We start from the raw sequence: 14,027 nt of genomic DNA on the forward strand, positions 1-14,027 counted from the left end.
GGCCGGCGGGGGTCAGAGCACCTTGCCCGGGTTCAGCAGCCCCGCCGGGTCCAGCGCCGCCTTGATCGCCTGGTGCACCCGGACACCGACCGGGCCGATCTCCCGGGCCAGCCAGTCCCGCTTGAGCAGCCCGACGCCGTGCTCGCCGGTGCAGGTGCCGCCGAGTTCCAGGCCGAGCCGCATGATCTCGTCGAAGGCCCGCCGGCCGCGTTCGACGCTCGCCGGGTCGGCCCGGTCGACCACGATGTTGGGGTGCATGTTGCCGTCCCCGGCGTGCCCGACCACGCCGATCGGCACGTCGCACTCACCGGCGATCCGGGACACCCCGTCGAGGAGCGCGGCCAGCGCGCCACGCGGCACCGCCACGTCGTCGATGACCAGGCCGCCGTTGCCGCCGGGGAAGGCGTCGGCGGCGAACTTCTCCATCGCCGGGTGGGCCAGCCGGCGGGCCTGCAGCAGCGCCGCCGCCTCGACGGCGTCGGTGGCCGCGTACACCTCCTCGGCCCCGGCGGCCTCGCAGACCTCGGCCAGCCGGGCCAGGTCGTCGGCCGCCCGGGAACCGGTGTCGGCGGCGGCGAGCAGCAGCGCCTGCGCGTCGGTCCGCAAACCCATCGGCCGGTACGCCTCGATCGCCCGCAGGTGGGTCCGGTCGAGCAGCTCCAGCAGGCTGGGGCTGAGCCCCTGGGCGGCGATGTCGGCCACCGCCGCGCCGGCCTCCGCCGTGGACCCGAAGACAGCCACCATGGTCAGCGACTCCTGGGGGGCCGGGCGCAGCGACACGGTGATCTCGGTGATCACCCCGAGGGTGCCCTCCGCGCCGACGAAGAGCCGGGTCAGGTCGTACCCGGCGACACCCTTGGCGGTGCGCCGGCCGGTGCGCAGCACCTCGCCGGAGGCGAGCACCACCTCCAGGCCCAGCACGTACTCGGTGGTGACGCCGTACTTGACGCAGCACATGCCGCCGGCGTTGGTGGAGACGTTGCCGCCGATGGTGGAGGACTCCCAGGAGCCCGGGTCCGGCGGGTACCAGAGCCCGTGCTTCGCCACCGCCGCGGCCAGGGTCGCGTTGACCACCCCCGGCTGCACCACGGCGATCCGGCTGACCGGGTCGATCTCCCGGATCGCGTCCATCGCCACCGTGCTGAGCACGACGGCCCCGTCGACCGCGTTCGCCGCGCCGGCCAGCCCGGTCCGCGCCCCCTGCGGCACCACGGGTACGCCGTGCCGGGCGGCCGCCCGGACCACCGCCACCACCTGCTCGGTGCTGCGTGGGCGGGTCACCACCAGCGGCGTGCCGGCCGGGCAGAGGTCCGCCTCGTCGCGCCGGTGCATCCGCAGCAGGTCCGGGTCGGTGAGGACGGCGTCGTCGCCGAGCGCCGCGCGGAGGTCGTCGAGGAGGGGGGAGCCAACCATGCGGGGAAGGCTAACCGCCGGTTAGATTGGCCGCCATGCTGTACCTCGACCGGCCCGCCTGGCCGTGGCGGGGGCGGCTCTGGTCCCACCTGATCAGCGACGTCTCCCACGCCGAGCTGCACGCCTTCGCCGAGGCGCTGGGCGTGCCCCGCCGGTGCTTCGACCGTGACCACTACGACATCCCCGCCGAGCGGTTCCCGGTGGCGGTCTGGCTCGGCGCCCGGGTGGTCCCCACCCGCGAGATCGCCCACCTGCTCCGGGCCGCCGGTCTCCGCCGCCCCAAACACCTCCACCCCCGGAATCCCACCCTGGTCTGACTGCGGCCTTCCGCGCCTGCCGATCTTGCACCCGTGGTGCCTCTTTCATGTGGCGGTGAGGGCTTCGCCTCCACCGCAACTGCACGATCGCGGAGGGCGGCCGGGCCAGGCGGTGGAGCCGGCGCGGGCGGGGCGAGGACCGGGGCGGAGGTCAGCGGAGAGTGGCGAGTTCGCGGGCGAGGTTGGCGCGGGCGGGTGCCTCCCAGCGGGCCGCCAGCGGGGGCAGCCGGAAGAGGGCGGGGAGAGCGAGCAGGGAGTCCAGGGCACGGGCCCGGCCGGCGCGGAAGCCCGGCTCGGGGACGTGCGCGTACTCGCGGCGGATCGCAGCGGCGTACGCGTCGTACTCGTCGGGTGGCGCGGCGAGGACCGCGAGGTCGGCGTCGCAGAGCAGCGCGCCGTCGGGGTCGCCGTCGGCGACGGCGTGCCCGGCGGTGAGCAGCACCAGCCGGCGGACCTCGGTCACCGCCTCGGTCGGCAGCCCCAGCCCGGTCAGCAGCGTGCCGGCCAACGCGGCGCTGTCCCGCTCGTTCGCGTCCCCGGCGGCACGCGGGTCGTAGACCGCGTCGTGGCACCAGGCGGCGAGCCGGACCAGGTCGGGCCGCGCGGCCAGCCCCGCGTACGCGTCGACCACGTCCAGCACGGCGGTCAGGTGGCGCAGCGTGTGGTACCGGCGGTGCGGCTCGCGCCAGCGGGCGAGCAGCTCCTGCCCGGCCCGGATCGACGCCCGGTCGTCGGTGGCACCGGCATCCCGCGCCGCTGCCCGCCAGCGCTCGGTCAGCTCCGTCACCCCGTCGAGTCTGCCGCACGGGCGTGGGGATGAAACCTTCCGGTACGGGTAGTCCCCGCCATGGCCGTGGCCCGGGACCGACGACGCCCACTTATGCGGCGCGGCGCCCTGCGCGACGGCGGGGCGGACATCGACTCCGCCCGGATCGCCGACGCGATGGCGCAGTTGCGCCGCCGGAGCAGGGCCACCCTGCACGATCGGCTGCACCGGGTCCGGATGGCGCTCGGACTGGCCGTCCAGGCCGGGCTGGCCGCCGCGCTGTCCTGGATCTTCGCGGCCGAGGTGCTGAACAACCCGCAGCCCGTCTTCGCGCCCATCTCGGCGGTCGGCACCCTGGCCGCCTCGATCGGGCAGCGGCTGCGCCGCACCGTCGAGCTGATCATCGGGGTGGCGGTCGGGGTGCTCCTCGGCGACGTGCTGATCTATTTTCTCGGCACCGGTGGCTGGCAGCTCGGTCTGGTGGTGACGTCGGCGATCCTGCTCACCATCTTCTTCGGCGGCAGCGTGGCCATCGTCATCCAGGCCGCCGCGACCGCGGTGCTGATCGTCACGCTCAGCCCGTCCGTCCAGGACCTGGAGATCCCCCGGTTCGTCGACGCGTTCGTCGGCGGTGGGATCGCGCTGCTGGTGACCGCGATCCTGCTGCCGCTCAACCCGCTGCGGGTGATCAACCGGGCCGCCCGCCCCGCGATGGACCTGCTCGCCGGCCAGCTCGACGCCTGCGCCGAGGCGCTGCGCAACCGCGACCGCGGCAGCGCCCAGGGGGCCCTGGAGCGGCTGCGGGAGAACAAGGAGGAACTGGCCGCCTTCACCGAGGCGATCGAGGGCGCGAAGGAGACCAGCACCCTTTCGCCGGCCCGCTGGCACCGGCGCAGCGAACTGACCCACTACGCGGAGGCGGCCGCCCCGATCGACCGGGCGATGCGCAACAGCGGCACGCTGATCCGCCGGGCCGTCACCATGATCGAGGACGAGGAGCCGATCCCCGAACCGATGCCGGACGCGGTGGCCCACCTCGCCGAGTCCGTACGTCTGCTCCGGCACGAGTTCGCCGTGGGGGCGGAGCCGGAACGGGCCCGGGAGCGGTCGCTGCGCGCGGTCAGCGAGGCCGGCCGGGCGTACGCCCAGGGGGTGGGCTTCTCCGGCAGCGTCGTGATCGCCCAGGTGCGTACCACCGCCAGTGACCTGATGGTCGCCTCCGGCATCGAGCAGGAGGAGGCGAACCGGCTGATCCGGCAGTCCTTCGGCGACCAGGAGAAACCGGGCGGTGGGCCGGCGGAGCAGAACGCACCCCCGAAGCCCCCCACCGCCCCGCCGCTCGGCTGAACCCGCCCGACACCGGACCCGGCGTCACCCCGGCCACACCGGCGGTGCCGTCATGCCACGTTCAGCGCAGCGCGGCCAGCGCGGCGAGCAGCCGGTCCACGTCGGCCGCCGTGCTGCCCAGCCCGAGGCTGGCCCGCAGCGCGGTCGGCGGCAGGTCGTCGCGGCCGCTGCGCGCCGCCGCCTCGGCGAGCAGCCGCCGGGCCAGCGGGTGCGCGCAGAAGAGCCCGTCGCGCACCCCGACCTCGTGCTCCCGGGCCAGGTACCCGGCCACCTCCGCGGAGTCCCGGCCGGCCAGCACGAACGAGACGATGCCGACCCGGGGCGCGTCCGCGGCGAAGGCGCGCAGCTCCACCACGTCCGGCAGCGCGGCGAGGCCGTTCCGCAACCGGCCCAGCAGCAGCTGCTCGTGGGCGTGCAGGGCGTCCCGGTCGGCCCCGGCCAGCGCCGTACAGACAGCGGCCAGGGCGACCGCGCCGAGCAGGTTCGGCGTACCGCCCTCGTGCCGGGCCGGACCGGCCGCCCAGCGTACGTCGTGGGTGGCCGCGCCGACGTGACTGGTGGCGCCCCCGCCGGCCAGGTACGGCGGGGCCGCGTCCAGCCAGTCGGCCCGGCCCAGCAGCACGCCCGCGCCGAACGGCGCGTACAGCTTGTGCCCGGAGACCGCCAGGTAGTCCACGTCGAGTTCGGCCACGTCCACCGGTGCGTGCGGGGCGAGCTGGGCGGCGTCGACCACGATCCGGGCGGCGTGCCGGCGGGCCGCCCGGGCCAGCTCGGCCACCGGCCAGCGCTCACCCGTCACGTTGCTCGCGGCGGTCACCGCGACCAGCACCGGTGGCCCGGACACCTCGCCACGACGCAGTTCGGCGAGAGCGGCGTCCAGCGCCCGGACCGCCGCGGCCGGGCTGTCCGGCACCGGCAGGCGTACCGAGCCGCGGGGCCAGGGCAGCAGGTTGGCGTGGTGCTCCCCGGCGAAGGTGACCACGGTGGTGCCGGCGGGCAGGGCCCGGGCCAGCAGATTCAGCGCGTCGGTGGTGTTGCGGGTGAAGACCACGTGGTCGTCGGCGCGGGCGCCGAAGAAGTCGCCGACCGTCTGCCGGGCCCGCTCGTAGGCCAGGGTGCAGCGCCGCGACAGCGCCCCGGCGCCGCGGTGCACGCTGGCGTACCAGGGCAGCAGCTCGGCCACCGCGTCGGCCGCGGCCCGCGCGCAGGGTGCGCTCGCGGCGTGGTCCAGGTTCACCTGCCCGGGTACGCCGAGCACGCCGAGCGGGTCCGGCCGGCCCGGCGCGTGCGCGGTGGGACGGGTGGGCGGTACGAGGGTGACGGTCATGCCGGTTCCTCCGGGGTCCTCGGGACCCCGGGTGTGGGCACACCGGGACGGGGTCCGCGCTTGCCCAGCACACGGATCGGGCTGGGCCCGGTCATCACCCGGGGCACCCCACCGCGAACTCGACGAGGGTTGCCGGCCAGCAAGCCGGGGCTTGACGCTGGCACTCGTGACCTGTGGGCAGCATAACCACCGCCGATGCGTCCGGACCAGCGGGCCGTGGGTGACTACGCTGACCGCATGGCCGTCACCCCGCCCGGCTGGCCCGTGCCGCCGCCGACCGCGCCCGCCGTCCCACCACCGGGGGCGGTCGCGCCCGGGATGCCGCCGCGCCGGCTGGGCTGGCGGCGCGTCCTGGTGCTGGCCGGGGTGGTGCTGCTGATCGCCGCCTGCGCGGTCTACATGCTCTACTTCCTCGGTACCAACCTGGGCCTGGACGCGCTGCTGGTCGGCGTGGCCGCGGCGGTCCTGCCGGTGCCGGTGCTGGTGGCCTGCTTCCTCTGGCTCGACCGGTACGAGCCGGAGCCGCTGAAGTATCTGGTCTTCTGCTTCGCGTGGGGCGCGTTCGTCTCCACCGCGGCGTCGCTGAGAGTCAACAACGCCGGGGCGGCGCTCTTCGACCGGTTCGACCTCCCCGCCGCGCTGACCGCGGTGCTGGTCGCCCCGTTCATCGAGGAGCTGACCAAGGCGCTCGGCCCGATCCTGCTGCTGGTCTTCCGCCGCCGGGAGTGGTCCGGCATCACCGACGGCCTGGTCTACTGCGGGCTCTCCGCGGTCGGGTTCGCCATGGTGGAGAACATCCTCTACCTGGGTGGCCCCGGGTACGCCTCGGGTGTCGACGAGTGGGGGCCGGCCACCGGCGTCCGCAACGTCATCGTCATCTTCATCATGCGGATCCTCTTCTTCGGCTTCGCCCACCCGCTCTTCACCTCGATGACCGGTGTCGGGCTGGGCATCGCCGCGCGGACCGCCGACCGGCGGGTGCGGATCCTCGCCCCGGCCGCCGGCCTGCTGCTGGCGATGATCCTGCACGGCACCTGGAACCTGCTGCCGTCGCTGGTCCAGGCGACCGGCCAGCCGGTGATCTTCTTCTTCGGCATCGTGACGCTGATGGTGCCGATCTTCTTCGGCATGGTCGGCTTCGCGGTCTGGCTGCGCGCCTGGGAGGGGCGGCTCACCGAGCGGGTCCTGCCGGACTACGTGCGGGCCGGCTGGCTCACCCCGCCGGAGGTGGCCGCCCTGGGCAGCCTGGGCCGGCGGCACGCGGCGCGGGTCTGGGCCCGACGGGTCGGTGGCGAGCCCGGCCTGCGGGCGATGCGTGGCTACCAGTTCGCCGCCACCCGGCTGGCGCTGCTGCGCGACGGCATGCGCCGGGGGTTGGACCGCAAGGTGGCCGACCGGGAGCGCACCGCCCGGGAGGAGCGGGAACTGCTGGACGCGATCAGCGCGTACCGGTCGTACTTCGTCGGTCGGGACCCGCAGGCCCCGGTCGGCATCTGGGACGGGCAGCGCTACCACCTGCGCTTCCCGGACGGGTCGCAGCGGGCGGTCGACGCCCCCGACTCCCCGGTGGTGCCGATTCCGGTGGTGCTGGCCCCGCCACCGCCTCCGGCGTACCCGGCCGGCTACGGTCCGCCCGGCTGGTACGGCCAGCGTCCGGCCGCGCCCTGGTCGCCCGGGCAGCGCTGACCGGTGTCACGCGTCGCCGGTGGGGAGCCGGCGGCGCGGGGACGGTCAGGTCATCAGGCTGGTCATGAAGTCGCCGAGCCCCTGGAACATCGCCATCAGTCCGGCCCCGATCGCCTTGAACATCTGTGCCGCGCCGTCCGGCCGGAACGCCATGAAGTAGAACAGGAAGGCGACGCCGCCCCAGAGCAGCACCTTCTTCACGAATACCGGCATCGTCCCTCCCCAGGGCGCTGGATGCGCCTGGCTTCCCGCCGGACAGCGGCACAAACGGCCGTCGCGTCCTGCGGTGGGGACGGGTGACTAAAGGTAGAGGCCGGTGTTGCCGGTGGACTCGTTCTCCACCCGTTCGGCGGCGACGGCGTGCACGTCCCGCTCGCGCAGCAGCACGTACCCCCGGCCGTGCAGTTCCACCTCGGAGCGGTCGTCCGGGTCGAAGAGCACCCGGTCGCCGGAGACGATCGCGCGGACGTTCGGGCCGACGCCCACCGCGGTCGCCCAGGCCAGCCGCTTGCCCACGGCGGCGGTGGCCGGGATCACGATGCCGGCGGTGGAACGGCGCTCACCCTCGCTCCCCTCCGTCCGGACCAGTACGCGGTCGTGCAGCAGGCGGATCGGCAGGCCGGAGTCGAGATTCGGGTCGGCGGTCACGCGAAGACGCTACCGCGTGCCCGGTTGCCGGTCGTGCGGTGGTTGAGCGGAACAGGCCGGGGGCAATGTGTGGCGGAACTGCCCTACGGTGTCGGCTGTCGGACGTACCCTGTCCGGACCGTCGTCGTGGGGCGGCCCGGTTCATTCCCCAGGAGGTGCGCTTGAGCCGCTTCGAGCGGGTACGCGCCCGGCTGCGTCGCGCGTACGAGTCCGGACGGGAGGCGGTGCGCGCGGGTCGCGCCGAGGCGCCCGCCGTGGCGGAGGATCGCGGGGTGGCATCGCCCGTGTCGCCGGGCCCGGTGGCGGCGCCGTCGGCCACCGTCGTCGGCGCGCAGTCCCCTGCGTCGATGCACAATTCCACCGCCAGCCGTGACGACGCGGACGTGCCGCACGCCCTGCGCATCGCCGCCGCCTGGTCGTGGCGGCTGATCGTGATCGGCGTGGTGACCTGGGCCCTGCTGAAGATCGTCGGGACGATCAGCATCGTGATCATCCCGCTGGCGGTCGCGCTGCTGCTCTCCGCGTTGCTCGCCCCGGCGGTGGGCTGGCTGCTGCGGGCCCGCTTCCCGAGGTCGCTGGCGACCGCGGTGGTGCTGGTCGGCGGGCTGGCCGCGGTGGTCGGCACGCTGACCCTGGTGGTGAACGAGTTCATCCAGGGTGTGCCGGAGCTGAGCGAGAAGTCGTCGCAGGGCGTACGGCAGATCCAGAACTGGCTCAAGACCGGCCCGTTGCACCTGTCCGACAGCCAGCTCGACCGGTACATCGACGAGGGGCAGGCGTGGGTCAACGGCAACACCGAGAAGTTCACCAGCGGGGCGCTCTCCACCGCGACGACGTTGGCCGAGGTGCTGACCGGCGCCATCCTGGTGCTCTTCGCCACCTTCTTCTTCCTGCGTGACGGCAGCAACATCTGGCGTTTCCTGGTCCGGCTGCTGCCGGTGGCGGCCCGCTGGAAGGTCGACGACGCCGGTCGGGCCTCCTGGGCCACGCTCGGCGCCTACGTCCGCGCGACCGTGCTGGTGGCCTTCATCGACGCGGTCGGGATCGGTGTCTTCCTGGTCATCTTCGACGTGCCGTTCGCGTTTCCGTTGGCCGCGCTGGTCTTCCTCGGCGCGTTCATCCCGATCGTCGGGGCCACGCTCTCCGGCGGGGTGGCGGTGCTGGTGGCGCTCGTCGACAGCGGCCCGGTGACCGCGCTGATCATCCTGGGCGTGGTGATCGGCGTGCAGCAGGTCGAGGGTCACCTGCTCCAGCCGTTGATCATGGGTCGGGCGGTGGCCATCCACCCGCTCGCCGTGATCATCGGGATCGCCGCCGGCGTGGTGCTGGCCGGCATCACCGGCGCGCTGGTCGCGGTGCCGCTGATCGCGGTGCTGAACACCGCCGTCCGCCGGCTCGCCGCCCGTACCGTGCCGGACACCCCGCCGGACGCGGTGGTGGTCGCCTCCCAGGCGCCCTGACCGTCGCATCGGAACCGCGCGTCCCCCGGGGCCGCGCGGCTCCCGCGTGTTCAGGACCGGGCGAGGCGCTCCAGGGCACCGCGGGCCACCTCGGGGCGGGTGGTGTACCAGAACGGCGGGAGCGAGCGGCGCAGGAACGGCCCGTAGCCCCGGGCGGTCTCCAGTCGCGAGTCGAGCACCGCGACGACGCCCCGGTCGCCGGTCGCCCGGATCAGCCGGCCCACACCCTGGGCCAGCCGCACCGCGGCGATCGGCACGCTGACCGAGGCGAAGCCGGAGCCGCCGCCCGCGTCCACGGCCGCCGCGCGGGCCGCCGCGAGGGGCTCGTCCGGGCGGGGGAAGGGCAGCCGGTCGATCACCACCAGCTGGCAGGAGTCGCCCGGCACGTCCACCCCCTGCCAGAGCGACATCACCCCGAACAGGCAGCTCGCCCGCTCCTGACGGAAACGGCGGACCAGCAGCGGCAGCGCCTCCTCGCCCTGAAGCAGGACCGGCAGGTCGGTCCGCGCGCGGACCAGCTCCGCGGCCTGCTGCGCGGCCCGTCGCGAGGAGAAGAGCCCGAGGGTACGCCCACCGAGCGCGCCGACCAGCGCCAGCAACTCCTCACCGGCTGCCTCGGGCAGCCCGGAGACGCTGGGCCGGGGCAGGTGCGCGGCGACGTAGAGGATGCCCTGCCGGGCGTAGTCGAACGGGGAACCGACGTCCAGCGAACGCCACCCGGGGCCTTCGGTGGCCGGGACGGTGCCGGTGGCGGCCCGGCTGCCGGAGGCCGCGGCGACCGGGGTGGGGGCCGCCGCGTCGCCCCGTGCGGTGCTGGCGGCGAGCGCGGCGGCGGCCGCTGACGGCGGGGCGGGCGGGGGAGCGTCCAGCCCGAGCGCCCGGGCCACCGTGTCGAAGCGACCGCCCAGCGTCAGGGTGGCGGAGGTGGCGACCACGGTGCGCTCGTCGTACAGGTGGGTGGCGAGGGTGCCGGCGACCGAGAGCGGCGCGACGACCAGCGCGCGGCGGCTGCCGTTCTCCGGTTTCTCCACCCAGGCCACGTCGTGCTCGGCCTCCTCCAGCAGCCGCTGCGCGGTGGTGGAGAGCTCGTCCAGCACCGCCTTGGCCTGCTGCTTGCGGACCGGGTCCGGGTCGTCCGACTTGACCTCGCCGATCGCGTCGAGGGCGGCCCGGGTCGCCCCGTCGAGCAGCGTGCACGCCTCGCGCAGCGGGGCCGGCAGCCCGGCGGTGAGCCGCCCGGCCGGCACCTCGGCCAGCCCGACGGCGAGCGCGTCGCCCGCCTCGGTGAGCCGGTCGGCGACGTCCGGCTTGAGCAGCGGCCGGGCCCGCCGGGTGGACCGGTCGATCAGCTCGGGGACCAGCTCCGCCTGGGCGGCCGAGGAGACCCGGTCGGCCAGCTCGTGCGCCTCGTCCACGACCAGCAGCTTGTGCGGCGGCACGATGTGCCGGCCGGCGAGCATGTCGACCGCGAGCAGGCTGTGGTTGGTGACCACGATGTCGGCCTCGCGGGCCCGCGCCCGGGACGCCTCGGCGAAGCACTCCTGGCCGAAGGGGCAGCGGGTGGCGCCGACGCACTCCCGCGCCGGCATCGAGACCAGCCGCCAGGCCTGGTCGTCCACGCCCGGGTCCAGCTCGTCCCGGTCGCCGGTGTGGGTCTCGTCGGCCCAGTCGCGCAGCCGCTGGATCTGCTTGCCGAGCCGCCCGGCCTCGCCGAGCCACTTGGTGCCGCCGCCGGAGCCGCCGCCCGGGGCGTCGAAGAGGGTGTCGCCGGGCTCGTCCTCGGTGGAGCTGTCCAGCCGGGCCAGGCAGAGGTAGTGGTGCCGGCCCTTCAGCACGGCGAAGGTGGGTCGGCGGCCGAGCAGCGGCTCCACCGCGTCGGCGAGTCGGGGCAGGTCGTGCTCGACGAGCTGGGACTGCAACGCCAGGGTGGCGGTGGAGACCACCACCGGGCCGTCCACGGTCAGCGCGGGGGCGAGGTACGCCAGCGACTTGCCGGTGCCGGTGCCGGCCTGGACCAGCAGGTGCTCGCCGGAGGCGACGCTGCGCTCGATCGCCTCGGTCATCTGCTGCTGGCCGGGACGGGCCGCCCCGCCGGGGACCGCGCCGACCGCCGCGGCCAGCAGCTCGCTGCCACTGGCCCGGGCGCCTCGTCGCCGGCTACGGGCCGTCGGGGTGGCGGATCCGGTGGCGGTGCGCGGCGGAGTCACCGTGCGACGGTACCCGCCGTCCCCGACACCGGCCGGGCCGCCGCCCGGGTGGCGTGGTCACGGTACGGGAATCGGCCGGCCGCGTCCGGTAACTTCCCCGCAGCGACGGTTGGGCGGAATCGGCTAGGGTGCGACTCATGCCGAGCGATGTGGTCCGTGTGATCTACCGCAAGTACGACGGCAGCGCCCACCGCGACTACCCGGCCCGCCGGCTCACCGAGGACGACCTCGGCGTCTGGCTGGGCGTGCCGGCCGGCACCGAGTCGGTCTACCACGGCCGGCCCTCGGTCGAGCAGATCCCGTTCGTGCTCCTGGTGCCGCACCACGCCTGGTGGACGGGGATGTTCAACCCGCCGCCGCGGACCAGCGAGGTCTACTGCGACATCACCACGCCGGCCCGGTGGGAGGGCGACGACACGGTGCACCTGATCGACCTCGACCTGGACGTGGTGCGTCGCCGCGCCACCGGCCTGGTCGAGCTGCGCGACGAGGACGAGTTCGCCGTGCACCGGGAGCGGTTCGGCTACCCGGAGGACCTGGTCGCCGAGGCCGAGGCGGCGTCGGCGTGGCTGCTCGACGCGCTGGACGACGGCACCGAGCCGTTCGCGACGTCGTATCGCAAGTGGCTGGCCCTGGTGGTCTGACCGGCTTCACCAGCGCGGCGGCCAGGTGTCGTCGGCGGTGACCTCCGGCAGGCCGGTCAGCTTGTCCGGGTTGAGCTGGTTGAAGATGCCGGTGATCCGCCCCTCGTGCACGGCGAAGGCAACGACCAGCCGCAGCGGCCTGCCGTCGGAGTGCACGGTCGCCAGTTGCAGCCCGAGCGAGCCGTCGACCAGCACCGGCCGGCTCCGCACCCGTTGGCCGTACCGGCCGGCCCTGCTGTAGAGCCCGAGGAGGAAGCGGCCGACATTGTCCGCGCCGGTGACCGGGCGGCGGGCCGCCGGGAAGTGGCCGCCGCTGTCACCGATCAGCAGGACGTCGGGGGCGAGCACCCGGAGCAGTTCGTTCAGGTCGCCGGACTCGGTGGCGGCGGTGAACGCGGCCACCACCCGCTGCTGTTCGCGCAGGTCGGCGGTGTGCCGGGGCGCGTCCGGCGCGTTCACCGCGCGACGGGCCCGGGAGGCGAGCTGCCGGGCCGCCTCCGGGCTGGTGCCGAGCGCCCCGGCGATCTGGGCGAACGGCACCGCGAAGACGTCGTGCAGGACGAAGGCGACCCGCTGCTCGGGGGTGAGCCGCTCCAGCACCACCAGCAGCGCCGTGCCCACCTGGTCGCGGCGCACGGCGCGCTCGGCCGGGTCGGGGGCGTAGCCGTCCGCCCCGGCGGCCGGTCGCAGCGGGCTCACCAGCGGCTCGGGCAGCCACTGCCCCGGGTAGGTCTCCCGGCGTACCCGGGCCGAGCGGAGCACGTCCAGGCAGATCCGGGCGCAGGTGGTGGTCAACCAGCCGCCGAGGTGCCGTACCTCGGCCCGGGCGGCCGGGTCGCCCAGTGCCGTGGCGTAGCGCAGCCAGGTCTCCTGGACGGCGTCCTCGGTCTCGCTCCGGCTGCCCAGCATCCGGTACGCCACCGCCGTCAGCCGCCCGCGTTCCGCCTCGAACTCCGCCGCCGCGTCCACGTCACCACCCGCCTCCCCGTAGCCGACCCGATTGTCCCCAACCCACCGGACGCCCCGCCGCCCCCACCCGCGTCGATCCTGTACCTCTGGCGCCTTCTCCATGGCACCTTGTCCGGTGGTGTCCTCCCCGCAGCCGCCGGATCGCCCGGCACGGGTGGGACGGCTCGGAAGGCGGGGGGTGGTGGAGTGGGTGAGGATCGGGGGATGGGTGTGATCGAAGAGGCGGAGGTCGTGGCGCCGGAGGGCGGCACGATGCGGGAGTTGCTGCGGGTCGTCCCGGGCGGGACGGTCGACCTCGGCGCGGTGGATCCGCGCGGGACGCCCGGGCTGCCGGGGGCGGCGGGGAGTGGCCGGGAGCGCAAGGTGTGGGCACGCGCCCAGGTCGAGCTGATCGGCGTCGGGCTCGGCCGGCAGCAGGAGATGCTCTTCGCCACCGCCAAGGCCGCGGCCGGTGTGGACGCCCCGGCGAGCGCTCCGACGGCGGCCGGCGCCCATCTCGACGGGGCACGGCCGGCGCGGGTGCTGCTGGTGCTCCAGGCGATGGACTGCGGCGGCAAGGACGGCACGGTCAAGCGGGTGGCCGGTGCGATGAACCCGCTCGGCCTGCACATCCGCTCGTTCGGCCCGCCGACGGAGGAGGAGCTGCGGCACGACTTCCTGTGGCGGATCCGTCGTGCCCTGCCGCCGCCCGGCTACGTCGGCGTCTTCAACCGCTCCCACTACGAGGACGTGCTGGTGGCCCGGGTCGACGCGCTGGTGCCGGAGGCCACCTGGCGGGCCCGGTACGACGAGATCAACGCCTTCGAGCGGGAACTGGTCGACGCGGGGGTGACCCTGGTGAAGGTGATGCTGCACATCTCCCGTGCGGAGCAGGGGGAGCGGCTGACGGAGCGGCTGACCGACCCGACGAAGCACTGGAAGTACAACCCGGCCGATCTGGACTCCCGGGCCCGCTGGGACGACTACCAGGGCGCGTACGCCGAGGCGCTGGAGCGGTGCGGCACGGACGTCGCGCCCTGGTTCGTGGTGCCGGCGGACCGCAAGTGGTACCGGGACTGGGCGGTGGCCCACCTGCTGCGGGAGACGTTCGACACTCTGCATCTCGGGTATCCGGCAGCCGGTTTCGACGTGGAGCGGGAACGCCGGCGGTTGCGGGACGGGGACGAGAGGGCCAAGGTGAACGGCGGGTGAACGAACGGTGAATCGGGCCTGACCGGGGGTGGGCCGGTCGATGCCCTGTTCC

The 14,027-nt window shown here is 74.9% G+C and carries 12 protein-coding genes, 2 pseudogenes and 1 riboswitch; of the genes and pseudogenes, 6 read left to right on the forward strand and 8 right to left on the reverse strand.

Translation table 11 applies throughout. The annotated features are described in order from the left end of the window. Nucleotides 1-12: 12 nt before the first annotated feature. A complete protein-coding gene (locus GA0070560_RS19910; RefSeq protein WP_091299946.1) occupies nt 13-1,413 on the reverse strand; it encodes an FAD-binding oxidoreductase in 1,401 nt (466 codons plus the stop codon). A 35-nt stretch (nt 1,414-1,448) separates the two neighbouring features. On the opposite strand from GA0070560_RS19910, the gene GA0070560_RS19915 reads away from it, so the two are divergent. Beyond that, the gene (locus tag GA0070560_RS19915) at nt 1,449-1,730 is read left to right on the forward strand and encodes a DUF4031 domain-containing protein (protein ID WP_091299950.1); all 282 of its coding nucleotides are present in this window, start codon (nt 1,449-1,451) and stop codon (nt 1,728-1,730) included. 151 nt (nt 1,731-1,881) lie between these two features. On the opposite strand, the gene GA0070560_RS19920 is transcribed toward GA0070560_RS19915, so the two are convergent. Next, the gene (locus tag GA0070560_RS19920; RefSeq protein ID WP_091299953.1) at nt 1,882-2,517 is read right to left on the reverse strand and encodes an HD domain-containing protein; all 636 of its coding nucleotides are present in this window, start codon (nt 2,515-2,517) and stop codon (nt 1,882-1,884) included. 93 nt (nt 2,518-2,610) lie between these two features. On the opposite strand from GA0070560_RS19920, the gene GA0070560_RS19925 reads away from it, so the two are divergent. Then, the gene (locus GA0070560_RS19925; protein WP_245675607.1) at nt 2,611-3,843 is read left to right on the forward strand and encodes an FUSC family protein; all 1,233 of its coding nucleotides are present in this window, start codon (nt 2,611-2,613) and stop codon (nt 3,841-3,843) included. A gap of 61 nt (nt 3,844-3,904) precedes the next feature. On the opposite strand, the gene GA0070560_RS19930 is transcribed toward GA0070560_RS19925, so the two are convergent. Next, nucleotides 3,905-5,170, reverse strand: a complete 1,266-nt coding sequence (locus GA0070560_RS19930) for an aminotransferase class V-fold PLP-dependent enzyme (RefSeq protein WP_091299961.1) — start codon at nt 5,168-5,170, stop codon at nt 3,905-3,907. A 51-nt stretch (nt 5,171-5,221) separates the two neighbouring features. Further along, nucleotides 5,222-5,342: riboswitch (SAM riboswitch) on the reverse strand. 23 nt (nt 5,343-5,365) lie between these two features. On the opposite strand from GA0070560_RS19930, the gene GA0070560_RS19935 reads away from it, so the two are divergent. Next, on the forward strand, nt 5,366-6,856 hold the full coding sequence (locus GA0070560_RS19935) for a PrsW family intramembrane metalloprotease (RefSeq protein ID WP_091299964.1): 1,491 nt from the start codon (nt 5,366-5,368) through the stop codon (nt 6,854-6,856). Nucleotides 6,857-6,901: 45 nt separating this feature from the next. Here the strand turns inward: GA0070560_RS19935 and GA0070560_RS28825 are convergent, their stop codons facing one another. After that, the gene (locus GA0070560_RS28825) at nt 6,902-7,069 is read right to left on the reverse strand and encodes a hypothetical protein (RefSeq protein ID WP_170839495.1); all 168 of its coding nucleotides are present in this window, start codon (nt 7,067-7,069) and stop codon (nt 6,902-6,904) included. An 87-nt stretch (nt 7,070-7,156) separates the two neighbouring features. After that, the gene (locus GA0070560_RS19940; protein WP_091299967.1) at nt 7,157-7,504 is read right to left on the reverse strand and encodes a GroES family chaperonin; all 348 of its coding nucleotides are present in this window, start codon (nt 7,502-7,504) and stop codon (nt 7,157-7,159) included. A gap of 161 nt (nt 7,505-7,665) precedes the next feature. Between GA0070560_RS19940 and GA0070560_RS19945 the strand changes: the two genes are divergently transcribed. Beyond that, entirely contained in the window at nt 7,666-8,964 is a 1,299-nt protein-coding gene (locus GA0070560_RS19945) for an AI-2E family transporter (RefSeq protein WP_245675608.1), read from the forward strand. Nucleotides 8,965-9,014: 50 nt separating this feature from the next. Here GA0070560_RS19945 and GA0070560_RS30105 read toward each other — a convergent pair. Both GA0070560_RS30105 and GA0070560_RS30110 read right to left on the reverse strand, forming a co-directional pair. After that, nucleotides 9,015-9,701, reverse strand: a pseudogene (locus GA0070560_RS30105) (ATP-dependent DNA helicase); the annotation flags it as partial. A gap of 111 nt (nt 9,702-9,812) precedes the next feature. Further along, nucleotides 9,813-11,171, reverse strand: a pseudogene (locus GA0070560_RS30110) (ATP-dependent DNA helicase); the annotation flags it as partial. Nucleotides 11,172-11,308: 137 nt separating this feature from the next. Between GA0070560_RS30110 and GA0070560_RS19955 the strand changes: the two are divergent. Beyond that, nucleotides 11,309-11,815: a DUF402 domain-containing protein gene (locus GA0070560_RS19955; RefSeq protein ID WP_091299978.1), complete on the forward strand. Its 507-nt coding sequence runs from the start codon at nt 11,309-11,311 to the stop codon at nt 11,813-11,815. A 6-nt stretch (nt 11,816-11,821) separates the two neighbouring features. Here GA0070560_RS19955 and sigJ read toward each other — a convergent pair whose 3' ends face one another. Further along, on the reverse strand, nt 11,822-12,784 hold the full coding sequence (gene sigJ / locus GA0070560_RS19960; RefSeq protein WP_281184651.1) for an RNA polymerase sigma factor SigJ: 963 nt from the start codon (nt 12,782-12,784) through the stop codon (nt 11,822-11,824). Nucleotides 12,785-12,988: 204 nt separating this feature from the next. Between sigJ and GA0070560_RS19965 the strand changes: the two genes are divergently transcribed. After that, nucleotides 12,989-13,975 (forward strand): PPK2 family polyphosphate kinase, encoded by a 987-nt coding sequence (locus GA0070560_RS19965; RefSeq protein ID WP_091299984.1) that lies wholly within the window; start codon nt 12,989-12,991, stop codon nt 13,973-13,975. The last annotated feature ends 52 nt before the right edge of the window (nt 13,976-14,027 follow it).

Source organism: Micromonospora halophytica (assembly GCF_900090245.1).
GTDB lineage: Bacteria > Actinomycetota > Actinomycetes > Mycobacteriales > Micromonosporaceae > Micromonospora > Micromonospora halophytica.

Excerpts from the sequence above, each read along its gene's own strand:
- GA0070560_RS19910 (WP_091299946.1), bottom strand. The coding sequence starts at position 1,413 with ATGGTTGGCTCCCCCCTCCTCGACGACCTCCGCGCGGCGCTCGGCGAC.
- GA0070560_RS19915 (WP_091299950.1), top strand. The coding sequence starts at position 1,449 with ATGCTGTACCTCGACCGGCCCGCCTGGCCGTGGCGGGGGCGGCTCTGG.
- GA0070560_RS19925 (WP_245675607.1), top strand. The coding sequence starts at position 2,611 with ATGCGGCGCGGCGCCCTGCGCGACGGCGGGGCGGACATCGACTCCGCC.
- GA0070560_RS19930 (WP_091299961.1), bottom strand. The coding sequence starts at position 5,170 with ATGACCGTCACCCTCGTACCGCCCACCCGTCCCACCGCGCACGCGCCG.
- GA0070560_RS19935 (WP_091299964.1), top strand. The coding sequence starts at position 5,366 with ATGCGTCCGGACCAGCGGGCCGTGGGTGACTACGCTGACCGCATGGCC.
- GA0070560_RS28825 (WP_170839495.1), bottom strand. The coding sequence starts at position 7,069 with ATGCCGGTATTCGTGAAGAAGGTGCTGCTCTGGGGCGGCGTCGCCTTC.
- GA0070560_RS19955 (WP_091299978.1), top strand. The coding sequence starts at position 11,309 with ATGCCGAGCGATGTGGTCCGTGTGATCTACCGCAAGTACGACGGCAGC.
- GA0070560_RS19965 (WP_091299984.1), top strand. The coding sequence starts at position 12,989 with ATGGGTGTGATCGAAGAGGCGGAGGTCGTGGCGCCGGAGGGCGGCACG.